Origin of the sequence: Iodobacter arcticus (assembly GCF_042664895.1) — a bacterium.
GTDB lineage: Bacteria > Pseudomonadota > Gammaproteobacteria > Burkholderiales > Chitinibacteraceae > Iodobacter > Iodobacter arcticus.
In genome coordinates this window covers 48,366-73,677 of record NZ_JBHTBQ010000035.1, presented here as the reverse complement: position 1 = coordinate 73,677, position 25,312 = coordinate 48,366, and the positions used below count along the sequence as shown (strand labels likewise).

At 49.3% G+C, this 25,312-nt stretch carries 16 protein-coding genes and 1 pseudogene; 11 read left to right on the top strand and 6 right to left on the bottom strand.

Annotation, left to right across the window (positions count from 1 at the left end):
- Positions 1 to 2: 2 nt before the first annotated feature.
- From ACFQNF_RS16430 to ACFQNF_RS16380, 11 genes are all read left to right on the top strand, one after another.
- The gene (locus ACFQNF_RS16430) at positions 3 to 482 is read left to right on the top strand and encodes a SoxR reducing system RseC family protein (RefSeq protein WP_380189011.1); all 480 of its coding nucleotides are present in this window, start codon (positions 3 to 5) and stop codon (positions 480 to 482) included.
- A complete protein-coding gene (locus ACFQNF_RS16425; RefSeq protein ID WP_380189010.1) occupies positions 479 to 1,882 on the top strand; it encodes a DegQ family serine endoprotease in 1,404 nt (467 codons plus the stop codon). Before ACFQNF_RS16430 ends, ACFQNF_RS16425 begins: the two co-directional genes overlap by 4 nt.
- Positions 1,879 to 2,124 carry a glutaredoxin family protein gene (locus ACFQNF_RS16420; RefSeq protein ID WP_380189009.1) on the top strand — a complete coding sequence of 82 codons (246 nt, stop codon included), beginning with the start codon at positions 1,879 to 1,881 and terminating at the stop codon, positions 2,122 to 2,124. The genes ACFQNF_RS16425 and ACFQNF_RS16420 overlap by 4 nt, the downstream gene beginning before the upstream one ends.
- Positions 2,125 to 2,191: 67 nt before the next feature.
- The gene (gene lepA, locus ACFQNF_RS16415) at positions 2,192 to 3,985 is read left to right on the top strand and encodes a translation elongation factor 4 (protein ID WP_380189008.1); all 1,794 of its coding nucleotides are present in this window, start codon (positions 2,192 to 2,194) and stop codon (positions 3,983 to 3,985) included.
- 24 nt (positions 3,986 to 4,009) lie between these two features.
- The gene (gene lepB, locus ACFQNF_RS16410) at positions 4,010 to 4,969 is read left to right on the top strand and encodes a signal peptidase I (RefSeq protein WP_380189007.1); all 960 of its coding nucleotides are present in this window, start codon (positions 4,010 to 4,012) and stop codon (positions 4,967 to 4,969) included.
- Between the two features lie 12 nt (positions 4,970 to 4,981).
- Positions 4,982 to 5,356, top strand: a complete 375-nt coding sequence (locus ACFQNF_RS16405) for a DUF4845 domain-containing protein (protein ID WP_380189006.1) — start codon at positions 4,982 to 4,984, stop codon at positions 5,354 to 5,356.
- Between the two features lie 2 nt (positions 5,357 to 5,358).
- On the top strand, positions 5,359 to 6,096 hold the full coding sequence (rnc, locus tag ACFQNF_RS16400; protein ID WP_380189005.1) for a ribonuclease III: 738 nt from the start codon (positions 5,359 to 5,361) through the stop codon (positions 6,094 to 6,096).
- The gene (era, locus tag ACFQNF_RS16395) at positions 6,093 to 7,019 is read left to right on the top strand and encodes a GTPase Era (protein WP_046349935.1); all 927 of its coding nucleotides are present in this window, start codon (positions 6,093 to 6,095) and stop codon (positions 7,017 to 7,019) included. Before rnc ends, era begins: the two co-directional genes overlap by 4 nt.
- A 5-nt stretch (positions 7,020 to 7,024) precedes the next feature.
- Complete coding sequence (recO, locus tag ACFQNF_RS16390; RefSeq protein WP_380189004.1) at positions 7,025 to 7,741, top strand: DNA repair protein RecO; 717 nt, start codon at positions 7,025 to 7,027, stop codon at positions 7,739 to 7,741.
- A 283-nt stretch (positions 7,742 to 8,024) separates the two neighbouring features.
- Positions 8,025 to 8,393, top strand: coding sequence for a SpoIIAA family protein (locus ACFQNF_RS16385; RefSeq protein ID WP_046349937.1), 369 nt, complete (start codon positions 8,025 to 8,027; stop codon positions 8,391 to 8,393).
- 18 nt (positions 8,394 to 8,411) lie between these two features.
- A complete protein-coding gene (locus ACFQNF_RS16380) occupies positions 8,412 to 10,118 on the top strand; it encodes a hypothetical protein (RefSeq protein WP_380189003.1) in 1,707 nt (568 codons plus the stop codon).
- 55 nt (positions 10,119 to 10,173) lie between these two features.
- Here ACFQNF_RS16380 and ACFQNF_RS16375 read toward each other — a convergent pair whose 3' ends face one another.
- The 6 genes and pseudogenes from ACFQNF_RS16375 to ACFQNF_RS16350 all read right to left on the bottom strand — a co-directional run bounded on the left by ACFQNF_RS16375 (position 10,174) and on the right by ACFQNF_RS16350 (position 25,271).
- Entirely contained in the window at positions 10,174 to 12,054 is a 1,881-nt protein-coding gene (locus ACFQNF_RS16375; RefSeq protein WP_380189002.1) for an MFS transporter, read from the bottom strand.
- A gap of 232 nt (positions 12,055 to 12,286) precedes the next feature.
- Positions 12,287 to 13,417 (bottom strand): anhydro-N-acetylmuramic acid kinase, encoded by a 1,131-nt coding sequence (locus ACFQNF_RS16370; RefSeq protein WP_380189001.1) that lies wholly within the window; start codon positions 13,415 to 13,417, stop codon positions 12,287 to 12,289.
- A gap of 11 nt (positions 13,418 to 13,428) precedes the next feature.
- Positions 13,429 to 14,721 (bottom strand): M23 family metallopeptidase, encoded by a 1,293-nt coding sequence (locus tag ACFQNF_RS16365; protein ID WP_380189000.1) that lies wholly within the window; start codon positions 14,719 to 14,721, stop codon positions 13,429 to 13,431.
- 359 nt (positions 14,722 to 15,080) lie between these two features.
- The gene (locus tag ACFQNF_RS16360; protein WP_380188999.1) at positions 15,081 to 15,971 is read right to left on the bottom strand and encodes a DUF6999 family protein; all 891 of its coding nucleotides are present in this window, start codon (positions 15,969 to 15,971) and stop codon (positions 15,081 to 15,083) included.
- A gap of 51 nt (positions 15,972 to 16,022) precedes the next feature.
- A pseudogene (locus ACFQNF_RS16355) lies at positions 16,023 to 16,746 on the bottom strand (IS3 family transposase).
- Between the two features lie 179 nt (positions 16,747 to 16,925).
- Entirely contained in the window at positions 16,926 to 25,271 is an 8,346-nt protein-coding gene (locus tag ACFQNF_RS16350) for an autotransporter-associated beta strand repeat-containing protein (RefSeq protein ID WP_380188998.1), read from the bottom strand.
- Positions 25,272 to 25,312 lie beyond the last annotated feature (41 nt).

Genomic DNA, 25,312 nt, shown 5'->3' with positions numbered 1-25,312 from the left:
AAATGATTGAAACTCAAGCTCAGGTTGTGCAGCTGGATGGTAAACACGCATGGGTAAAAATCAAACCCCATACGCCTTGCGGCCAGTGTGATCCTGAAACAGGTTGCAAGGCGGCGGCAGTCAGCCGCTTATTTGCACAGGCGCAAGAAGGGTTTCGGGTTCAAAGTCCTTTGTCCTCTCAGGTTGGGGACTGGGTTACCGTCGCTGTGGAAGAGCATATGCTGTTAAAAAGTGCGGTGTGGGCTTATGGTGTGCCGCTCCTTTTACTGATTGCAGGGGCTGCTTTGGGCCAGTGGTTTGCACCACAAAATGCTGAGTATTCCGTATTGGGCGGTTTTTTAGGTTTTGTAATGGGTTTTGTGTTGCTGAAACAGCAGCATCAGCTGGCGGCATCTGCCGAACCAGTCATTGTGGCGAGTCAGGCTTCTGCTTCTAAAGACTCGCCGTTTCTTAGTCCTTGCCAGATGAAACGTAAATCATGATGAAAAAATTACTAATATGTTTAACTTTGGGCTTTGTTTCTGCCTCGGTTTCGGCCGCTTCAAATTTGCCTGATTTTACTCAGCTGGTCGAAAAAGAAGGCCGGGCGGTAGTGAATATTTCTACCACCTCCACCATCAAAGAGCAGCCGCAGCAAATGGGCGACGAAGACGGCATGGATATTTTTCGCCGCTTTGGTTTTCCTGTGCCACGGATGTTGCCACGTAACGGCCAGCAGCCGCGAGAGCGCCAGGCGCAGTCGCTCGGTTCAGGCTTTATCATGGCATCGGATGGCTATATCTTGACCAATGCGCATGTGATTGCTCAGGCAGATGAGATTACCGTTAAGTTAACGGATAAGCGCACCTTTAAGGCCAAAGTGATCGGTGTAGATGCCCGCACGGATGTGGCCTTACTCAAAATTGAAGCCACTGGCCTGCCTAAAGTTGCGCTGGGGGATGCGAATAAGCTGAAAGTGGGTGAGTGGGTGGTGGCGATTGGCTCGCCTTTTGGCTTTGAAAATACGGTGACTGCCGGGATTGTTTCAGCAAAGGGCCGCAGTCTGCCTGATGAAACCTTTGTGCCCTTTATTCAAACCGACGTAGCGATTAACCCCGGTAACTCAGGCGGCCCATTGTTTAATATGGCGGGTGAAGTGGTAGGGATTAACTCGCAAATTTATAGCCGCTCGGGTGGTTTTATGGGCTTATCGTTCTCGATACCGGTTGATGTGGTGATGAAGGTTGCAGATGAGCTAAAAGCCACTGGTAAAGTCACACGGGGTCGTATTGGTGTGGCGATTCAAGAGTTAAATGACGATCTGGCCAAGAGCTTTGGCCTGAGCAAAATTAATGGCACCTTGCTGGCCAGTGTAGAGAAAGATGGCCCCGCAGATAAAGCGGGTCTGAAGCCGGGTGATGTGATTCTTAAATTTAATGGTCAGGCCATTAGTACAGCCAGCGATTTACCTAAGTTTGTGGCATCAGTGCGCCCAGGCACTAAAGTCCCCGTGCAAATCTGGCGTGATAAAGCTTTGCGTGATGTGAGTGTAACAATCGGCATACTTGAGCAATCTGATCGCACTACAGCAGAGCGTGAGTATCGTGGCAATCAAAATGATGAAGGGGGCCGCTTCGGTTTATCCTTGCAGGCGGTCGATGCCGCACAACTGAAAGCGATGGGCTTGAAATTTGCTGTGCTGGTGCAGGCGGCGCGTGGCTCGGCTGCTAAAGCAGGTTTACAAGGCGGTGATTTGATTGTGGGTGTGGCCAATCAGGAACTCACCAACTTAAATCAGCTTAAGCAAGCGCTGACCTCATTAAAGCCCAATGAAGCAACGGCTTTGCGCGTGATTCGAGGGGATGCCTCGATGTTCCTTACTTTGCGTGCGCCTGCTAAATGATTCGACTAAAGCTTTATGGGCGGGAATACTGCGGCCTGTGCTTGGTGATGCGAGATGCTTTGCAGCAACAAGCACAGGCCGCAGGCTTTGAATTGGTGTGGATTGATATCGACGATATCGAGCAATTAGAAGAAAAATATGGTGAATGGGTGCCTGTTTTAGCTGGCTCGGACGGGGTAGAAATTTGCCATTATCACCTCGATCAAGCGGCTCTTGATGCCTATATTGCTAATTTCCGTTAAAATCAGTTCAAATTAATATTTGGGGTACGATCGCGTACCCCTTTTTCGTGAAATATCTGGCAGGCCAATGGATCATATTCGTAATTTCTCGATCATCGCTCACATCGATCACGGCAAAAGCACGCTGGCTGATCGCTTTATCCAATTCTGCGGCGGCTTAGAGCTGCGCGAGATGAGCGCGCAAGTGCTGGACTCAATGGATATTGAAAAAGAGCGTGGTATCACGATTAAGGCGCAGACAGCTGCGCTAAGCTACAAAGCCCGTAATGGTGAGATTTATAATCTTAATCTGATCGACACCCCCGGACACGTTGACTTCTCGTATGAAGTCAGCCGCTCCTTGGCCGCCTGCGAAGGTGCGCTGCTGGTGGTTGACGCCTCACAAGGTGTTGAGGCGCAAACTGTGGCTAATTGCTACACCGCGCTAGAGCAGGGCGTTGAAGTGGTGGCGGTTTTAAATAAAATCGACTTACCTGCAGCCGATCCTGAGCGTGTAATTCAAGAAATTGAAGACATCATCGGCATCGAAGCGACCGATGCAGTGCATGCTTCTGCCAAAAGCGGCATTGGTATCGAAGATATTCTTGAATCTTTGATTATCAAGGTGCCTGCGCCTAAGGGTAATCCAACGGGGCCGCTAAAAGCCCTGATCATTGACTCGTGGTTTGATAACTACGTGGGCGTGGTGATGTTGGTGCGTGTGGTTGATGGCCAGATTAGCCCGAAAGAAAAAATCATGTTTATGTCGAATAAGTCGCAGCATCTTTGCGAACAAGTCGGTGTATTCACGCCTAAAACCGTGCAAAGAACGGTGCTGAAAGCGGGTGAAGTGGGCTTTATCATTGCGGGGATTAAAGAAATCTCCAATGCAAAGGTAGGGGACACGATCACCACGGCTAAAGAACCAGCTACTGAGCCTTTGCCAGGGTTTAAAGAAGTAAAATCACAGGTGTTCGCGGGTTTGTACCCGATCGAAGGCCATGATTATGAAAAACTACGTGATGCTTTAGAAAAACTTAAGCTGAACGATGCGTCTTTGCATTACGAGCCTGAAGTTTCGCAGGCGCTGGGTTTTGGTTTTCGTTGTGGCTTCTTGGGCCTATTGCACTTAGAAATCGTGCAAGAGCGTTTAGAGCGCGAATTTGATATGGATCTGATTACCACCGCGCCGACGGTGGTGTATGAGTTGCTGCTCAAATCAGGCGAAGTGGTGCATGTAGAAAACCCATCTAAGCTGCCGGATCCTTCAAAATACGAAGAAATTCGTGAGCCGATTATTACTGCCACCATCTTAGTGCCACATGATTATGTGGGCGCGGTGATGACGCTGTGTAATCAAAAACGCGGCAATCAACGCAATATGCAATACATGGGCCGTCAGGTCATGTTGAGCTACGATTTACCGATGGCTGAAGTGGTGATGGATTTCTTTGATCGTCTGAAGTCCGTCAGCCGTGGTTATGCGTCCTTGGATTACGATTTTAAAGAATTCCAAGTGGCTGATTTGATTAAGCTCGATGTCTTGGTCAATAGCGAGCGCGTGGATGCTTTAAGTTTGATTATTCACCGCAGCAGCAGCCAGTATCGCGGCCGTGAGCTGGTCGCTAAAATGCGCGAGCTGATTCCGCGTCAAATGTATGACGTGGCCATTCAAGCCGCTATTGGTAGCCAGATTGTGGCGCGTGAAACGGTAAAAGCCACGCGTAAAGATGTATTGGCAAAATGTTATGGTGGTGACGTTTCGCGTAAGCGTAAACTGCTCGACAAGCAAAAAGCGGGTAAGAAGCGCATGAAGCAAGTCGGTAACGTTGAAATCCCACAAGAAGCCTTCCTTGCGATTTTGCAAGTGAGCGATAAGTAATACGTATTTTAAAAAGGAAAACGGATGAACTGGTTGTTTCTCGGAATTGTTTTCGTCATTTTAGGGCCGGTGCTGGTGGCAATTGGAGCCAAGCATGAGCGTAAAGGCAGTGAGCCACCTTCTTTAGTGCAGTACGGCTATCTTTGTGTGGTGATGGGGCTATTTATTGTGTTGGTGCAATATTGCTCTATCTCTGCGGCAATGCTGATCTTTGTATTGGTGACGGGAGTGATCTGGGGCTTGGATCGGTTTGTCTGGGGAAAGAAGCGCGGCGATAAGCCGGTTTCCGATTGGGTTGAATATGGCCGTGGCTTCTTTCCTGTTTTGCTGGCCGTTTTTGTATTGCGCTCATTCCTTGTAGAGCCATTTCAAATTCCATCTAGTTCAATGCGCCCAGGTTTAGTGGTGGGTGATTTTATTCTGGTGAATAAATTTGCTTATGGTTTGCGCACGCCCGTCATTAATAATGTGATGATTCCCGTGGGCAAGCCAGAGCACGGCGATGTGATGGTGTTTAATTATCCTGAAAACCCATCGCTTAATTATATTAAACGGGTGATTGGTTTGCCAGGCGATACGGTTGAATATCGTAATAAGAAATTAACCGTGAATGGCCAGGCTGTACCCACGACTGATATGCCAGATCATGAATACGTTGAGCAGGGCACCTACCTGGTTAACAATAAGCAATACAATGAAAAGTTGGGCAAACACGATTATTCAACCTTAGCGATGGCCGATGTGCCTTCGGTTAATTTGGGTGAAGTACGCGATTTTCCATATAGAGAAAATTGCCGCTATGATGAAGAAGGCTTTAGTTGCAAAGTGCCAGAAGGCCATTTCTTTATGATGGGCGATAATCGTGATCATAGTGCTGATGGGCGTTACTGGGGCTTTGTTCCCGACAAATACGTAGTGGGTAAAGCTTTTCTTGTATGGCTTAATTTTAAGGATTTGGGGCGCGTTGGCACCTCTATTCGCTAAAGGAAATCAATAATGCTTCATCGTCAGCGTGGTTTGTCTTTCGGCACGTTTTTAATGCTCTCTATTGTTTTAGTGGTTGGTGCCATTACAGTGCTTAAAGTCGTTCCTACTTATGTGGAATACTTTACTGTTAAAAAGGCAATTGAGCGCACTGTGAAAGAGTATGGCGCGCAGCCACCTGCTGCAATTAAAGAAGGTTTTATGCGGCAGGCGTCGGTTGATAATATTCGTGATATCAGTGCTTCTGAATTGCAAGTGACTCAAGTAAGCAGTGGTACAACGATCAGTTTAAGCTACGAGCGGGTTGTTCCGGTTGTGGGAAATATGAGTCTGTTGTTCGCTTTTGATATCCAAAAATCGAATACGCAGCAAGCTGCGGGTAATTAGTCGTGAGTGTAGTTCTTCCCCCAGAGCGCCTTTTAAGGTTGCTCTCTTATTCTTTTAAAGAGCCCAAACTCTTTAAGCAGGCTTTAACGCATCGTAGTTTTTCATCTACACATAATGAGCGTTTAGAGTTTATTGGCGATGGCATTTTAAATTCGCTGATTGCACGTGCTTTGTATCAAACTTTTCCTAAATTACCCGAAGGCGATTTATCACGCTTAAGGGCCAGCTTAGTGCGGCAAGAGGCTTTGGCCAGTATTGCCACAGAGCTTAATTTAGGTGACTTTATCTGGCTGGGTGAGGGTGAGCTTAAAAGCGGGGGGCATCGTCGCCCCTCTATTTTAGCTGACGCACTAGAGGCTATTTTGGGTGCTATCTGGTTAGATGGTGGTTTTGATGCAGTGGCTGCTGTGGTTGAAGCTCTATTCGCCTCCAGAATAGCTGCCATTGATCCGCTGCTTGGTGCAAAAGATGCCAAGACCAGCTTGCAAGAGTGGTTGCAAGCCCGTCGCTATACGCTGCCGGCGTACACTATTCTTAGGCAGGATGGCGAATCACCCGATCAAATTTTTGAAGTGAGCTGCTGCATTGTAGAAGTTAAATTACTCACCAAAGGCGTTGGCACAAGCCGCCGCGCTGCTGAGCAATTAGCTGCTGAATCAGCCCTCACCATTTTGCAGGATAAATTCCCGCTAAAAAGTAAACACGCTGCACTATTAGCAGCTAAAGGTAAACGCTCATGAGCGAGATAGAACTTCAAAACGAAGCAAACGATTTTCGTTGTGGCTTTGTGGCTATTGTAGGCCGCCCGAATGTGGGTAAATCAACGTTGCTGAATCAACTGATCGGGCAAAAGATCAGCATTACATCGCGTAAAGCACAGACGACACGCCACCGCATTACCGGTGTGCATAGTTCTGAAACTGCGCAATTTGTATTTGTAGATACCCCCGGCTTTCAAACCAAGTATCAGAATGCTTTAAATCAAGCGATGAACCGCAGCGTAACCAGCACGCTGGCTGATGTGGATGTGATTTTATACGTGATTGAAGCAGGTTATTTTAGCGCGGCAGACGAGGAAGTCTTAAAACTGCTGCCGGATAATCGCCCTGTGCTGTTAGTGCTCAATAAAATTGACGAGCTAAAAGATAAAAATGAAATGTTCCCCTTTATCGAAGCGATGAATGAGCGTTTTAAATTTCACGCTATCGTGCCGATTTCCGCACAAAAAAACCTTAGCGTTGATGTTCTGCTGAAAGTGGTAGAGCCACTTTTGCCAAAATCTGTGCCTTTATACGATGTAGATCAAGTGACCGATCGCAACGAGCGCTTTTTGGCGGCCGAAATCATTCGCGAAAAGATTTTCCGCCTGATGGGTGAAGAGTTGCCTTATTCGATGACGGTAGAAATCGAGAAGTTCGAAGATGGCGAAACCAGAGATGGCCGCGAGCTGCGCCGCATTCATGCCGCTGTATTGGTGGATAGGGATGGGCAAAAAGCCATGCTGATCGGCCAGAATGGTGAAAAGCTAAAACGTATCGCTACCGAAGCACGGCAGGATATGGAAAAACTCTTTGACGCCAAAGTGTTTCTAGAAGTTTGGGTTAAAGTAAAAAGCGGCTGGGCGGATGATACTCGCCTCGTTCGCCAGTACGGCTACGAATAAAATCCGTGGCAAGACCTAAGCAACGCATTGATATTCAGGCGGCCTTTGTACTGCATCAGTATCCTTACAAAGAAACCAGCCGCCTGCTTGATGTGTTTAGCCGGGATCATGGCCGAGTCATGATGGTGGCCCGGGGTGCCCAACGCCCCGGCTCGCAGCTCCGTAGTATTTTACTAAGCTTTCAGCCTGTGCTTTTATCCTGGTTCGGTGTGGGGGAACTCAAAACCCTGCACTCTGCAGATTGGCAGGGAGGAGTTCCACAGCTCACTGGTTTGCCTCTGCTTTGCGGCTTTTATCTTAATGAGCTGCTCCTGCGTCTTTTACCCCGTGATGAACCGCATGCCATGCTTTTTGCCAGTTATTTTGAGGCAATCAGAGCGTTATCGCGCTTGCCTGCCGATGGTGCAGGTGTAGAGCCTGTCTTGCGTGAGTTTGAGCGTATTTTGCTGGATGAAATGGGCTATGGCGCAGATTGGCGGTATTGTGCGGATCGGCCTGTAGAAGCAGCGCAGCGTTATAGTTTTGATCCGACGATGGGCGTTATCCCTGTGCAAGCACATTTGCCTCAATACGATGGCAAAGCCTTACTTGCGTTTGCAGAAGGGGATTACGCCAGTGTGGCTGTGCAAGGAAAGCTACTGATGAGACAAGCGTTTGCTGCTATTTTAGGTGATAGCCCTTTGCATACCCGCCAGTTACTGATTGATTTGCAAAAGCTATAAATAGGATTAAAGCGCATTGTCGAATTCTGATAATGAACATCTTAAATTGCCTATACTAAAACGAACTTAATTTAGTGTATGACAATTTAATCACGTGATCCGGAAATTAGCGTGTTTATGTATGAAAATAAATGTGAAGCGCAAGCATGTATGCAAATAGATGGTATAAATTATTAAAATAGATGTAATCCTTGTCGGGGTAGGTGAAAGCTCAGTAAACTAAGAGGAAGAATTGTTTTAGGCTTGCTCTGTATTCGTAAGTTTACCTAGAAGGGAGTTCGTGATGATTAGCATTTCACATGAAAATGATTATATCCAGACTGCAGTTTTTGGTGAATTTACCTTGCAGGATTATCGTGAATTTGAACAGGCTGTTCTTTATCAGTCTGAGTTTCATGGTCCTGTGGCATTGCTATTTGATTTACACGAAATGCTGAGCTATACGCTTGACATGGCTTTAGAAGAAATTAAGTTTGTCCGTGCACACGGAAAAATATTCCAGCGTGTGGCCGTCGTGAGTTCTGATCAATGGGTGACTTGGTCTGCATGGATTAGTCGTCTATTTACAGATGCAGAAATCGGCATGTTTACGGATGCTGATGATGCTAAAACCTGGCTTGCTCAAGAATCTGCCCCTGATGGGTCGAACTAATGCCTGATAGGCGATTTTATGCGTAATTTTCTGACTGCCATTTTTTCTAAGGATAAATCGCCATTTGTAAATGCGAAAGCAGCTACATCATGGTGCAAACGTCTGCAAGAAATTGATATGCAATCCCAGCATTTAAAAATTCATGCTGCCGTAACTGCTTTTGTGAGCGAGGAAAGGCCGACTACTTTGGATAGCCTTTCTGCTCTGCTATTGATTGATGATGCAGCTCAGCCATCGTATGAAGCCGTGTGTTATCAATATATTGCTAATCCACGCATGTCAAAAGAAATTGAAAGCCGCTTATGGAAACAAATCACTAGTTTTGCTGTGGATATGGCTGGAGTTTATCAGCTGTTTGTGCAGTCTGAAACGGAAAGTGGCAAAAAAGCTGAGTTTGCATTGCTTATGCCAAAAGTATTGGCGCGTAGTCTGCACTATTTATCAATTCAAGCTAAATGGCATTATTTTCGCTTTGAAAAAGTGCCGTCTAAATTATGGACATTATCTCATCAGCTCTATCGCCTTTCTGAAATAGAAGGCTGTGATAGTAATCCTTTCCCCCTTTATACATCTCATGCTCAAGAGGTGACATCTTGCGCAGATGAATATATTCAAATGCTGATGCTGGGGTCTTTATCCAATAATAATTTATCTGTACGGCAGATTGATTGGGTCGATCAATGGCTGAATCAATGGTCTAAATTAATTCAAATGTCACGCAAGTTTCAGGAAGGCCGCTACCACTTATGTGTGAATTTGCAAGCGCCTGAGGGCGTGCAAAAAATTCAGGCTGAAAGTGAAGGCGAGCCGTTTCGGTATTGGGGCTTGCATGATTTGATGCATGAATTAGAAGAGACTTTACGTCGTTTAGAAAATGGCGCAACGCCGCGCGATTTAGGTATGGGCAAAGAATGCCCGGCACCCTTGGCTGTTGAGCTATTAAAGCATCTTGATATTTTTTGGTTAATGAGCATTCGTAATAGCGTAGTGCAAAGAAGTGAGCGCAAGAAAGTCGCTAAAATTGCCGATATTATCAGCGGCTTAGATTCGATTATTGGCCACGTGCGCTTTGATAATGATAAAAATGTCAGAAAAGCTTCGGCAGATGGGCGCGGGCAGGTTGATTATGATGAAATCATGGATATGCGCCTTTATGGTTTTGTTTCAACACGAACCAAAGAAAAACCCCCGCCTAATAAAGTAGTTGAAAATAAACAAAAAGATTGGCATGTCTGGAACATTGAGAATGAAAGCGTGGGCGGCTATGGCGCTGTTGTTCACCTTTCCGAAAATGAATGGGTCAGGCCCGGGCTTTTAGTGGCAAACCGGCTTGGGCGGCAGGAAAACTGGCATTTAGGCGTGATCCGGCGTTTAAATCGCCTTGGCGATGACGAGGTTTATGTTGGGATTCAGTCGCTGGCACTCTCTCCCATTGCGGTTAGTTTATATATGGAAAAAGAAGAGCGTAAAGAGCAAATTTCTCTTGCAGAAGATTCTACTTTAGGTGTGGCAGATTTACCCAATATTCGCACGGCGCTCTATTTGCCGCATCAAATAGAAGGCAAAAATGTAAATACCCTGATTTTGCATTCTGCTGACTATGGCACGGATAAAATATACCGGGTGCAGGCACGTGAACGTGTATTTATGGTGCGATTAGGCTCGGTCATAGAAAAGGGGGTGGATTGGGTTTGGGTTACCGTATTTGTGATTAGCCAAGAATAGGGCTAACCCGTCTCTTTAATAAAAAACCAGCCAGAGTGATGCTCTGGCTGGTTTTTTATTGCCGGTCGGCTCGCAATATTCTCACTTGCTGCTCCAGATATTGGCGGCTTGCCAATTCTGCCGGCACAGGCTCGCCCACAATAAAGCCAATTTTTGCCCAGATACTACTCGGCATTTTCATCATGGCTGCACCGTCTTTACGGCTAAAGAAACTGCCCCATAGGCCTTGCAAGGCAATGGGGATAACTGGCACAGGGGTGCGTTTGATGATTTCATCAATACCGGGTTTAAATGTATTAATTTCACCGGTATGCGTGATTTTCCCTTCAGGGAAAATACAAATGATTTCACCGTCATTTAAATATTGAGCTACTTTATCAAAGGCTTGGCCTTTCATATTCGGGTCTTCGCGCATTGGGGCAATTGGGATAGTGCCGGCCGTGCGGAAAATAAAATTGAGAATGGGGATTTTAAAAATGCGGTGATCCATCACAAAGCGCACAGGGCGGCGTACAGCGCCTGCAATAATCATGGCATCCATAAAGCTCACATGATTGCAGACCAACACGCAAGGGCCTTCATCGGGGATATTATCCAGACCTTGATGGCGTACCCGATAGAGCGTGTGGGTCATAATCCACACTAAAAAGCGCATCATAAACTCTGGAATTAAAGTGTAGATGTAAACAGACACCCCGATATTCATCAACGCGACAATCAATAATAAGCCGCGGATAGATACACCGCTGCTTAATAGCGCAATACTCATCCCCGCCGCTATGACCATAAATAGCGAATTTATAATATTATTGGCTGCAATTGCGCGTGAGGTAAATTCTTTTTCAGTACGAATTTGCACGAGGGCATATAGTGGCACAATAAATAAACCACCAAATACGCCCATCAGGCCAATATCAGCCATGATGCGCCAATGGGATGCCAGACTAATAAATTCGGTGAGTGTGTAATGAGTATTTGTTGGTTGGCCAATGGCAAAGAAGAGATCAATGCCAAAGAAAGAGAGGCCTAGAGAGCCAAAAGGTACCAAGCCTAATTCAATTTTACGGCCAGAGAGTTGCTCACAAAGCACCGAGCCTAGGCCTACGCCAATTGAAAAAAGCGCAACCAGCAGGGTATAAACTGAAGCATCGCCTCCTAGAGTATTCTTGGATAAGCTGGGTAATTGGGTTAAATACACCGCACCAAAAAACCAGAACCATGAAATACCTAATAAGCTGTTAAATACGGTTTTATTTTGTTTTACATGTTTAATAATTTGCCATGTTTCAACAAATACATTCCAGTTTATTTTAAGGTCTTTAACGGGGGCAGGAGCAGCGGGCATGCTGCGGCTGCTCAGCCAGCCTAAAACAGCCACACCCAAGCAGGCCCAGATAATTAAAGATTCTCCATGCGGTTGATGCTGGATAATCATGGTGCCGGCAATTTGCCCTAAAAGAATGGCAACAAAAGTGCCCATTTCAATCAGGCCATTGCCGCCCAGTAGTTCTTTGTCTTTTAAATATTGCGGCAAAATGGAGTATTTTAATGGGCCAAAAAGGGCTGAATGCACGCCCATCATAAATAAGCAGCTCATTAAAATGGTTGCGTCTTTTAGCCAGAAGCCAATACCTGCAGCCAGCATAATGCCGATTTCCATCATTTTCACCCATTGGGCGACGCGGGCTTTATCGTATTTCTCCGCTAATTGCCCCGCAAAAGATGAAAACAAGAAAAAAGGCAGAATAAAAATACCCGCTGCGGCATTCACGAGTGCGCTGGCGCTGAGCCCCGCAGCAGACAGGCCGTGAAAGGTGATCATCACCAATAAGGCATTTTTAAATAAATTATCATTAAATGCCCCGAGCGACTGCGTAATAAACAGGGGCAAGAAACGACGGGATTTAAGGAGGTCGAACTGGTTTGTTTGGTGCATAAAATCTTATCCGCAGGGAATTGCGCCCAAGTCTAACTGAGAAGGGGGTGTTATAGAACGGCTTTTTGCGCGCTTTGTTTGAATATTATGTTTCGTCGGGGTTCTTGGGCTAGAGCCGTGCGGGTATTTATTTAGAGAGAGGGTTGTTTTACTTGGCGAGAAATAGCAGGGCTTGTTTTTCTATTTCTGTAAGTCTTTTTGGAGGCTTCTTATTGAAGCTGCCCCTTGGTTTTTATGCGGGCCAAATTGCCCCAAGGATACGTTGCCCCTCTGCACCCGTTACTTCCGGTAGATTGGCGGGTTTGCGATCAATGCAGCACTTTGCCAGCCAAGCAAAGGCGTAAGTTTCCATCCAGTCTGGTGCAACACCCAGCGCCTCGGTGGTGGTGGTTTTGGTCTGCGGTAACTCTAGTGCGAGCATGCGCATTAAACGTTGGTTGTGTGCACCACCACCACAAACATAAAGCGTATCGATCTGTTGATCCCGTAGTGTATCGGCAATGCTGCGGGCACTCAGGGCGCAGAGTGTGGCTTGCACATCGGCAGGCGCGTCATTGCGATTAGCCAGCTGGGTGTTCAGCCAGTCTTGATGAAATAAATCACGGCCGGTGCTTTTAGGGGCTTTAAGAGCGAAGTAGGGGACTTGTAAAAATTGGGCTAATAAATCCGGCAAGACATGCCCGGTTGCGGCCCATGCACCGTCTTTATCGTAACGCAGACCCTGATGTTGGCTGACCCATAAATCCATCAGCACATTGCCCGGTCCCGTATCAAAGCCGCAGGTAGCTTGATGAGGGATAAGCAGCGAGATATTGGCAATACCACCGATATTGACCAGAGCGCGTCTTTGCTCAGGGCTGGCAAACAGCGCCTGATGAAACGCAGGCACCAGCGGCGCGCCTTGCCCGCCTGCAGCCACATCGCGTGATCTGAAATCACCGACCACGCTAATGCCGGTTTTTTCGGCAAGGCGGGCGTGATTGCCAATTTGCAGGGTATAGCCGCATTCTGGCCGGTGGCGAATAGTCTGGCCGTGATTGCCGATGGCTTCAATATCGCAGGCAGCATAGCCCGCCTGTGCCAACAAGGCATGGATGGCATCGGCGCAGGCATCAGAGTGCGCGTTGGCGGCCAATTGGGCCAGATGCAGCTCGTTGGGTTGAGGAGACTGCAGGGCGAGCAACTGGCCGCGCAGATCGTCACTTAATGGGGTGCCTTGGGCCGCAATCAAGCGAGGTGGCGTGCTGGAAAAATCCACCAGGGCGGCGTCAATGCCATCCAGGCTGGTGCCTGTCATTAAACCTAAAAATAGCCGTTGCCCGTTCAATTGATGATCTCTTCTGTTGGTGTATCTCAAATCCATACTGAATCTGCTTATTGCGCGCGTGCCTGCTCGATTCCTTGCAAGAATGCCAGCTGGTTTTTAGTCTGCTCGGCAAACGGCTTGAAGTGTGCCAAATAACGGCTTTCAATCGGTTTGGCCGTTGGTAGGTTGAGCACGATTGGATCGACCTGCAGGCCGTTTACTTTAAATTCGTAATGCAAATGCGGGCCAGTGACACGTCCCGTTGCGCCAACAAGACCAATGACATCGCCTTGCTTAATTCTGGAGCCTTGTTTTAAGCCTGCAGTAAAGGCTGACATATGCGCGTAAAGCGTGCTGTATTTGCCATCATGGCTGATTTCAATATGCTTGCCGTAGCCGCTATTGTCTTCAGTGATTTTGCTGATTATGCCATCGGCGGTGGACATAATCTTGGTGCCGGTGGAGGCCGCAAAGTCGATGCCCTTATGTTGCCGCCATGATTTTAGCACGGGATGAAAGCGCATCTGAAAGCCTGAGCTCACGCGGGAGAATTCAACAGGGTTTTTTAAGAAAGATTGTTTTAAGCTGTCGCCATTGGGGGTGTAATAAGCACCTTCATCACTGCCGGGCGGGGTATACCACATGGCTTGCAGTGTTTTATCTTTATCGCTGAACTCGGCGGCAAGCACTTTGCCGGTTTTAATTTCCAAACCTTCGTGAGTAAAGCTTTCGTAAACCACGCTAAAGCGATCGCCTTTTTTTAAGCCACGGTGAAAATCGATCTGGCCAGAAAAAATATCGATCAGTTGTTTTGTTACATCATCAGGAATATCCAGCTGATCGGTGCTGGCGTAAAACGAGCTATTAATCGTGCCTGATTTTACAACCGTATGTTGCTGGGTAGTGGCTTCTTCGATGACAGAAACAAACTCATTGCCTTCACGGATAAGCTTTAGTTCTTGGTTTTTGTTATTTAAATAATGCAGCTCCAGCAGCATGCCGGAGCGATCTGTTTTTGCCCTCAGGCTGCGGCCGGGGTGCAGCTCAAACAGCATTTTAGCTTTAGGATCACTGCGAATAAATTGACTGGCTTGCTTGTCATCGACATTCAGTCGGCTTAGCACGGCAGAGAGTGTATCCCCTGCTCGGATAATATTTTCATGCCAGATTGGGCTGTTGTCCGTGGCAAATATTAATGGGGGCGTGGCGATAGATTCGGTTTGAGTATTGAGAGTGAGCTCTTCCTTTGGCCCAAATTCGGCTACACCATAGGCGGTGAGGGTAAAAAAAGAGGGCAGCAGCACAATCAGCCAGCTGCGGGAAATAAAATGCGGAGGGGTGCTAACAGAATGATTACTCATTCTTTTTATCAATTTTTGAAAAATACGTGGCATAAGGATAACCGAGTGGAGTGAGCTGGCCGCTGTGGGGGCCTAAGCTTCCGTTTGCAGGGAGAAATGTCGGTTTAATCCCGATTTCATGCGTTTATTAATGCGAATCGCTGTTTTGACGAAAAAGCGGGCCATGCAGGCCTCATCTGATTTTTACGACGGAACAGTCTGAAGTTCGAGCGAGCGCTAGATTAACAGATAGTTTTTTTTCGTCAAACTCCCTTATTTAACATTGGCTTAGCGAAATAGTTACGCTGTAGCGGCGGAACTCTGCGGTATTGCTGAATCCAAGGGGCTTAATCGCCTTATCTCGATGCGGTTGAAATTATTTATGAAGAATGACTTTTTGGGGTAGTGGACTGAGCTTGTTTCATCTGGCTAAGCAAGCAATGCAGCATTTCGGTGGATAGTCCATGCAATACCAGCCGATGGCCTGCATGCAGGGTAGAGAGCGGAACCAGCGGGTGTTTATTATTGAGAAGCAGCAGATGTTGCGGAGTATTGAGCAAGGTAGCCACATAAACACCCATGGTTTCATCCATTTGCAGCGAGTTAGCCGCACGCCAGAAATCATTATCGGTGAGAAAAAGCTGGTAAACCGGCGTGAATATTTCAATCGCGGTTTGCACATCAATCCAGTTTAAGCGCCCTTGCGGCATGGATGTGAGCGCCAGTGGTGGCTCGCTCATCATACTGAAATCAACGTTTTCAACTGCGGTAAGCATTTTGCCTTCGCTACGCAAACCCTGCCCTAGCCGGATGATAAAGTTAAACAGGTTTAAATCATGTTTCAGAAACAACTCATCGGCCAGATCATCAATGGTCAGCGGGCGTAGCGATGAAAGCGGCACGCTGATGGGGGCGTTGCGCTCGATAAATTCGATAATCTGTGCGCCTAAATGAAAGTGCCGCAAGATGAGCCAGTTGGCTTCTGGCGATACAAAGCCCTTTAGCCCCCAGACCAGAATACGGTGCAGCGTTTTAGATGCAGACCAGCGCTTGGGCAGAATGACTTTTAAAATTTGAATCAGAATCATACAAAGCCGGGCAATAGGCCGCACAAAGGGCAGCAGATACTGTCGCGAAGGCGAAGCCAGCTCGCTTAGCCAGGCGCGTTTTACATGATCGGGCAGCGGGGTGCTTTGATCCAGATACATTGCAAGCCAGGGGTTAGGATCGAGTGGATCGTGAGCTGCATGTAAGAAATCGTCTTTAGGCATGGGCGGTTTCCGGTTTTGGGGTGGAAATTCAAGTATGGGGCTGTGTAATAGTCAAGTATTTTCAGACACCAAGATTGGTTTTTTTGCTGCCATTTCTTGTTCGTAAATCATCGGTGGCAAATTGCCTCGGGCTAAGTGTAATCGCATGCAGTTATAGAAACCTACGATGTACTCGGTGAGGTTTTTTTCGGCTTCCCAATGATTGGCGTAATCCCGCCGCCAAACGCGTTCCATTTTCAAACGCAAGAAGAAACGCTCCATCACCGCGTTATCCCAGTAATTGCCTTTGCGACTCATACTGCACACCATACCGTGCTGCTTGAGTAGCACTTGATATTCTTATGGCATATTGGCTACCACGATCGGAGTGCACAATCAGCCCCGCAGCGGGTTTTCTCGCGCCAATCGCCATCCTCAACGCGCGGCAAACCAAATCTGCGGGCATCGTCGCGGACATCGTCCAGCCAATGATTTTGCGCGAGAATAATTCCAGTAGCACCGCCAAATACAAGCAGCCTTCGTCGCTGCGAAGTAGAGTAAGAGGTAGATTTTCAGACTCAAGCTGGCGGATGCGTTGCTACTCAGCAGTGAGCGGCTTACCAATGCCAGGCGAGCTATTTTTCTCAGCCGAATATTGCGCCACCCAGCGATCAACTGAAGTTTGCCCGATCTGCATATCTTTAACGACTTGGGCGACGGTCAAGCCTTGATTAACGACCATGCGGGCCACGTCCAGCTTAAAGCTGGCATCATACTCAGTACGTTTAGAAGTCATGTTGTTTCCTCGATAGGATGAATAATGCCCTATCGAGGTGTCTACTGGGATTAGACCACTACAGATAGCGGTGTTTAGTGTAGTAAAACCCAAGCTAAGCGAAGCCTTGACGTAAAAACAGGCTGCGAGCAGCCTGTGTAAAAGAGCCCTCAGGCCGGCGTTAGCCGGCCTTGAGTGGATTAAAAGCTAAAGTTCAGCCCGGTTTGTCCGCTGTAAGTGTTTTCAGGGTTGCTCAAGTATTCCACTTTTCCAAACAGCGTAACGTCTTTGCTGAGTTTATAGCTGGCATTAAAGCCGATATTGGCGGTGACATCTCGGTCCTTAACAAATTGAATTGGCGCAGCAACGCGCTGATCAATCGTTAATTTGCTTTGCATATCGTCGCTCTTATCGCTGAAGTGGCGCTCAATGCCCAGATCTGCGCCCAGTTTTAAAGGCTGATCTTTAGCGCCCCAAATCAACGATGCACCCAACTGCCCAGTGAACTGGCTGGCATCCACGCTACCTAGTTGCAGGCGGTGGCTGGAGCCTTGCTCGTTAAATGCGTCGCTCATGACCTTGCCGTAGCTGAGGCTGCTGCGCGCCAGTACGGTAAAGTCTTGATCTGCATAGGCCTTGTAGCTGGCCGCTAAGCTGGTATCAATGCCACGAGCCGAGGTGGAGCCGGTGATCTGGCCTGTTACGCCGCTACGATCTAAATCGTAGGAATACTTGGCGTAAGCCACGCTGGCGAGGATGTTCAGATCACTTAAGGGCTGATAGGCAAGATAGGCGGTGAAGCTATGACCATTAACCTTGCCTGAGCCAAAGCGGGCTTCCAGCTTGCCGTTGTTGACGGCCAATACGCTACCTAATTTGAGCGACTCGCTCAGGCTAAATTCTGCACCCAAGTAGTAATCATTGCGGCTGATATGCGAGTTGCCAGCCGATTGGCCGCCACTGCGCATATAGCCTGCGTAGGCTGAATTTTGCTCCTGATTACCGCGAGTTTGCAGCAGACCCAGCATGGCGCGTTTTTGCAGTAGGGCGTAATCGCCGATCGCGCCGTAATATTCTGGCGTGAGGCGTTCCACGTTAGCTGACACCGTTGCACCATTGGCGGTCAGGAATTCACCCGCATTTTTACCCACGCTGTTGGCGAGCGAGGTATCAATTTGGTTGATGCTGACATCGGTTGTGGCGATATTCATCAGTGCCGCTGCTGCTGCACGCTGGCTAGGATTGCTGCCCAAATCAGCAAAGGTGCTTTGTGGCAGGTTCAGCCCTGTGGTCAGCACCTGGCCTGTGGCCACATCAAATACGGCTGCTGCATTCACGACGGCTGCGCCGCTGCCTGCTAAGCCATCCAGATCAAACTTCACGCTGGCAAAGTGGCCGTTTACTTTTTTGGCCTTGCCATCCAGATCAGCCATGATCTGGTAGACCTCGCCTAAGCGTGGTGCGCTGCCGCCGTAGGTTTGCACAATCAGCTCGCTTTGTTTCTCGATCGTGATTTTGCCTGCTACACGGATTTGATCGTAGCCCGTTACGGCGGTGGTGTTTTGCAGCTCGGATTGTAATGTGGCGGCTTCGGTGTAGTTGCCCAGTACCGTGATCATGCCTGGCGAGTTGCCCGGAGCCAGTGTGCCTTCGTTGCGTAAATCACCGCTAAAGCTTAAGAAGCCTTGCACCTTTTTGCTATTGGTAAAGCTGCCTGTGCTAGTGCTTACCGTGCCGCCGCCAGTCAGGATGTCGTATTTAATACTATCGCTATTATTCAGCGAGAGTACGCCGCCTTTATCGATAGTTGCTGTGCCGGTGGTGATGACGGCTTTGTCGCTTACGGCAACTTGGCTATTGTTTTGCACATTGATGCTGTCGGTATGGGTGTTGCTGCCGCCGCTGATATCCAGCTTGCCACCGGTGCTGATTAAATCGGTTTTAAGCGCGTTAATCTGGCCGGTAAAGACGCCGCCGTTGGTCACGGTGAGCTTATGGGTGGTGGAATTCACCGTGCCTGATCCGTTCAGGGTTTTGATCGTTTGATCGCCGCCTGCCAGAATCATTTCACCTGTTTTATCAATTTGCACTGCGGCGTTTTTGTTCAGGCGCTGGGCAGCACCTAAAGTCAGCGCGCTTTGCTCAAAGATATGCACGTTTTCTGCCGCGCTTGTGCCATTTAGCGTGACTTTGCCGTGCGTTTCTAAGGTGCCATCGCCAAGGTTTGCATTTACCACCGAGCCATCGTTAAGTGCGTAGTTGCTCGCGCTTAAGGTGCCGTTACCAATGATGTGGCCGCTATTAGTCAGGCTGGCAATGCGTTGGTTGGCATCGATTTTTAGCGTGCCATCGTTGCTTAGCTTGGCCGTCGCCGATACGCCGCCATTTTGATCATTGAGCGTGGCAGATTTAGCGATATAAATATCTTGGCTGGCGAGCTTGCCGCTGAGCGTGATTGAACCTTGCTCAATGCGCGTTTCACCCTTGTAGCTGCTCTCGCCCGTCATACTCAGCATGCCGCTGCCTTGTTTAACAAAACTGCCCTTGCTGGAGGCGTCACTGATTTTGCCGCTAAACAGACTGTCGGTGTTTTGCTGAAGCGTTAATTTGCCAGCGTTTAAATCCAACTCGCCGCTACCCGTTAGCTGAGCAATCGTTTCATTGCCGCCCAAGACCAGCTTGCCCGCAATGCTCACTTTGGCCGTGTCTAACAATCGGTCTGCTGCGCCCAGCGTGGAGATGCCGGAATCAATTTTGACCGATTCAGCAGCGCTAGTGCCATTGAGGGCTACATTGCCATTGGCGATCAGGCTGCCCGAGCCCAAGTTAGCGTTGACCAGCGAGCCTTCGTTCAGCGCGTAAGTTTTGGCGGTGAGGGTGGCTTTGCCATCGCTACTGGCACGGATGGTGCCGGTGTTGATCAGTGCGGCAATGGTGTCGTCATGGTTTTGATTGACAGTGCCATCGTTATTGAGCTGAGCCAGATTAGATAGGCCACCTTGATTATTCGTCAGAGTGCTGCCTTTTTGTACATCCAGCTTGAGGCTGTCTAAGCTGCCATCCAGCGTGATCGCCCCATTTTCGATTCGAGTCTCGCCGGTGTAATGGTTGGCCCCAGACAGGGTGATGGTGCCTATGCCTTGTTTTACAACGCGGCCTTTATCTATTTGCGAGTCATTAATCTGGCCCGCAAATAGGGTGTCGGTGTTTTGTTGTAAGGTCAGCGTGCCCGCATTCAGATCAACCATGCCACTTGCCGTGCCTGCTAGCGTGCCGATGGTTTCATTGCCGCCCATGATGAGCGTGCCATCGACGCTTACATCGCTCGTATTCAGCAAACGCTCTGCCGAGCCTAAAGTCATGATGCCGCTTGCCACATTCACGGTTTGCGCCGAGCTTGTGCCATTGAGCTGCACTTTGCCATTGGTGGTGACAATGCCCGTGCCTAAATGGGCATTGATGACCGAGCCTTCGTTTAGCGCATAGGTTTTCGCGGTGAGCGTGGCTTTGCCGTCGCTGCTGGCGTTGATCGTGCCAGTGTTGACTAGGGCAGCTATCGTGTCATCGCTATTTTGATTGACGATGCCGTCGTTGTTTAGCTTAGCCAGAGCAGAAAGTCCGCCTTGGTTGTTGGTCAGCGTGCCGTCTTTTTGCACATCCAGATTCAGGCTGGCTAGCGTGCCATCTAAAGTAATCGCGCCCTGAGTAATGGTGGTATTGCCGAGGTAATGGCTGTTACCCGCGAGCGTCAGCGTGCTTTTTCCTTGCTTAAGTACGCTGCCTTTGGTGGCGCTTGCATCATCGATTTGGCCTGCATAGCGAGTGTCTGTTTCTTGCAGTAAAGTCAGCTTGCCACCGTTCAGATCAACAATGGCTTTGGCTGTGGTACCGGCCAGCGTGCCGATGGTTTCATTGCCACCCATGATCAGCGTGTCGTCAACCGTTACGTCGCTGGTATTCAGCAGACGTTCAGCTGAGCCAAGGGTGAGCGTGCCCTTTGTGACATGCACGGTTTTGCTGACCAGTGTGCCGTTCAGCTGCACTTTGCCGCCATCTACCGTGGTGTCGCCACTAAAGGTGTGATTGCCATTGAGGGTGATTTTGCTTGTGCCGTGTTTCAGTAGCGTGCCTTTGTCGCCGTCTTTATCTTGAATCACGCCGTCGAATACGGTGTCGCGGTTTTGTTCTAGCGTCAGCTTGCTACCGGATAATTCCACCACACCGCTTGCTGCACCTGCCAGCGTGCCGATAGTTTCATTGCCGCCCATCACCAACTTGCCGTCAACCGTTACATCGCTGCTGTTTAGCAAACGTTCAGCAGAGCCCAAAGTCATCACGCCGCTTTCAACGTTCACGGTTTGCGCCGAGCTTGTGCCATTGAGCGCAACCTTGCCATTGGATGTAACAACACCTGTGCCCAGATTGGCGTTGATTACCGAGCCTTCGTTCAGCGCATAAGTATCGGCGGTCAGGGTGGCCTTGCCATCTAAGCTTTTGTTGATGGTGCCGGTGTTGACCAGTGTTTTGATGGTGTCATCATGGTTTTGATTCACGATGCCGTCGTTGTTTAGCTTAGCCAGAGCAGACAAACCACCTTGGTTGTTGCTGAGTGTGCCGGTTTTTTGCACATCCAGATTCAGGCTTTCCAGTGTGCCATCTAAAGTAATGCCACCCTGTGCAATCGTGGTGTTACCTAGATAATGGCTATTACCAGCAAGGGTCAGCGTGCTTTTTCCTTGCTTAAGTACGCTGCCTTTGTCGCCCTGGATATCATCGATTTGGCCTGCGTAGCGAGTGTCTTTTTCTTGCAGTAAGGTCAGCTTGCCACCGTTTAGATCAATGATGGCATCGGCTGTTGTACCTGCCAGTGTGCCGATGGTTTCATTGCCACCCATGATCAAGGTGTCGTCAACGGTTACATCACTCGTGTCGAGCAGGCGATCAGCTGCGCCAAGGGTCATTGTGCCGGTGGTGACATGCACGGTTTTGCTGACCAGTGTGCCGTTCAGCTGTACTTTGCCACCATCAACCGTGGTATCGCCACTAAAGGTGTGGTCGCCATTGAGGGTGATTTCGCCTATGCCGTGTTTAAGTAAGCTGCCTTTGTCGCCGTCTTTGTCTTGAATCACGCCATCAAAGATGGTGTCGTGGTTTTGTTTGAGCGTCAGTTGCTTGCCCGATAATTCCACAACACCCGTGTCCATGCCCGTCAGCATGCCGATGGTTTCATCGCCGCCCATAACCAGCTTGCCATTTACGACAACCTTGCTGCTGTCCAGTAAACGCTCGGCTGAACCTAAAGTCATTACGCCACTTCTGACTTTTACTGTTTCAGCGGAGCTGCTGCCATTGAGCTGTACTGTGTCATCGGAGGTTAAGACCCCCGTGCCCAGATTGGCATGGATTACCGAGCCATCCATCAGCTTGTAGGTTTGTGCAGTCAGTGTGGCCTTGCCGTCTGCGCTGGCATTGATAGTGCCTGTGTTGGAGAGTTTTTCGATGGTGTCATCGCTGTTCTGATTAATCACCCCCCAGTTGTACACTCTGGCCCCTGCGGATAAACCACCTTGATTGTTGGTCAGCGTACCGGCTAGTTCTACAACCAGACTCTGGCTTTCCAGTGTGCCATCCAGGGTAATGCCGCCTTGCTCGATGGTGGTGCGGCCCTGGTAATGGCTCTCGCCCGTCAGGGTGAGGTTGCCTATGCCTTGCTTTAATACGCTGGCTTGATCACCCTGCGCGTCGTTGAGCTGGCCCGCAAAAGTGGTGTCTGTTTTTTGCTGCAGGATCAGTTGGCTGCCAGATAATTCAAGCACGCCGTCTGCCTTGCTGCCTGCCAGTGTGCCGATGGTTTCATTGCCACCCAGTACCAGTTTGCCATCGACGATCACGTCGCTGCTGTCGAGCAGGCGCTCGCCGCTGGAGAGTGTCATCACGCCGCTGGCTACATTTACTTTTTCAGCCGCGCTAGTACCGGTGAGCGTAACCGTGCCATTGGCGGTCAGCTCGCCCGAGCCTAGGTTGGCGTTAATCACCGAGCCATGGTTCAGTGCATAGGTTTTAGCCGTTAGTGTGTGGCTGCCGTTGATGGTGCCGGTGTTGCTGAGGCTGGCAACGGTGTCATCTGCATTTAGATTGATGGTGCCATCGTTGTTGAGCTTGGCGTCTTGATGCAAACCGCTGTGATTATCGTTGAGCAGGGCGCCCGCAGACACGTTAACGTCCAAGCTGGCTAAGCTGCCATCTAGCGTAACTGTACCGGCTTTGATTTGGGTCTGGCCTTGGTAAGTGTTGTCGCCAGACAGGGTGAGATTACCTGTGCCTTGCTTGATTACATGGCCTTTCTCGCCGCTGATCACGCCAGAGAAGGTGGTGTCACTGCCTTGGTTAAGCGTTAGTGTGTTGTCTGCCAGCGCCACTTTGCCCGCGCCTGCCAAAGTGCCAATCGCTTGATCGCCCGTCTTGGTTAGATCAAATTGCGCGTCTTTTTCAATAATCACTGCACCGTCTTTATTTAACGATGCCTTGTCAGATAATTGTAAATTTCCGGCTTTGATGGTGGTGCCGCCAAGGTAAGTATTGGCGGCATTTAGAATCAACTCGCCCGCATGATTTGCATCACCAACCACAAGGCTACCATTAGAAAGTACGCCGTCCATTTGCGCGTGCTTGTCTTTGGTTTGGCCAGGGTTGACCAAGATCGTTGCTGTTTTGCCGTCAATATTAATAGCGTTTTTAAAGGTGACATTATCGGTAGCAGTGTCCGAGCCAAAAATCAGCGCATTATCGCCGCCTACAAAGCCTTCTTTGCCCCATGTACGCTGAGCGCCGCCATTCAGGCTGACTTCTAAGTCGCCACCGCTCGCTGCAAAGCCGCCCGAACCAGCCCATTGCACGCGATCTTTGGCCGTGCCGGTGTAGCGGTCAAATTTGCCATTGGTTTCCAGCACGCCGCCATCATGGTTGCCGGTGAAATTGATGTTGCTGTGCTTGTGAATGCCCGTGCCATCTTCGGCATGCAAAGCGCCGCCTTCAATCTTGGTTTGGCCGGTGTAAGTGTTTTCTTCGTTAAACACCACGAGGCCGCTTTTAACGGTGAGATCAGCCCCTTTGCCGCTGGTGTTGCTGGCACCATCCAGACCTGCGGCGCTGTCGTCGGCAATGCTGCCATTAAAGGTAATGGTTTTGCCCTTGCCCGCATCAAGCACAACCGTGGAGCCTTTCATCATAAAGAGATCAGAGCCTGCTTCCTTGCCTGCTTCTCCCAAATGATCTTCATGATTGTCGCCGCTACCACCGCTCACATTGCCGCGATCAAAAGTGGCATCGCCTTTGATGGTGAGCTTGCCGCCTGCGCGAACAAAAATCGAGCCGCCAAGGCCTGAGCCGCCAGCGCCGCCTTCGCGGCTGCCGTCATTGCCACCATCGCCCATGCCGCCTTTACCTGCAGCAAAACCACCTAAACCACCATCGCCGCCATCGCCGGGGTTCTTGTCATGAGCAACATCATTGCCATCGCTACCATCTGCGCCGCCACGGCCGCCTGTGCCGCCGCCTGCACCAAATCCACCTTTGCCGCCAGTGCCGCCGCCGCCGCCTTCGCCACCCACGGCATTGGAATGGCTATAAGCATCACCACCTTTGCCGCCTTCGCCGCCTTCACCGCCGCCCAGTGCAAAATCACCCTTGCCACCATCGCCCGCTTGACCACCAGCCCCTCCGTGGCCAATCACCCCTTTTTCCAGTGCTGTTACGGTCATAGCAATGACATAGGCGGCACTTGCACCTGCATGAATGGCATTGGCAGCTGCAAAAATGCCGTCTGCCGTTGCTTTGGCCCCAAAAATGGCAGATAAACCAAGTGCAGGTGCTGAACCTCCGACTCCTGCTCCTGACATGATGGCCTCGGCGACATCTTTGGCTGCATTGGCGATATCAAAAATGGCATCTGCAGCACCTTTGATAGTGTCGGCGGTGACGGCCGAACCGTCCGCTCCTTTCCCGCCGGCGCCACCTTTCCCGCCGTATTCTGCTTCATAGCCTTTGTTACCATCGGCACCATTTCCGCCATTAAAATAGGCGGAGTCATGTTTTGCAGTGCCGCCACTTTTCCCGTCTTTGTTGGCTTGTGTACGACTAATACTGTTTAAGCTGCCGCCTGTGGAGCCAATGCCACCATCACCACCCACCGCCGCATTACCCGAGAAATTCACGTTTTCTAAAACCACTTCAGCGCCACTATTAATAAAAATAGCCCCGCCCAAACCTGCGCCGCCGCCGCTGCCGTCGCCACCCTTAGTGGTGAAGTTTTTAACCGTGCTATCAGAAATGGTCAGCTTGCCTGATTCGACAAAAAAACCGCCGCCTTCTTCGCCATTTATTTCTTTATCACTATTAGCCGCAACAGTGATGTCTGAAGTGATAACCATTTTTGGCGCGGCGCCTGCGCTTCCGTAAATCAGCATGCCGGTCACGGCGCAGATGGCGACAGAGATAAACTTGCCTTGGGATTTAGTTAAGCGGTGCGAGAGTTCGATGCGTTTCATTGGAGGTCTTTGCAAAGGAGTCAAAAAGAATCAATCGGCTG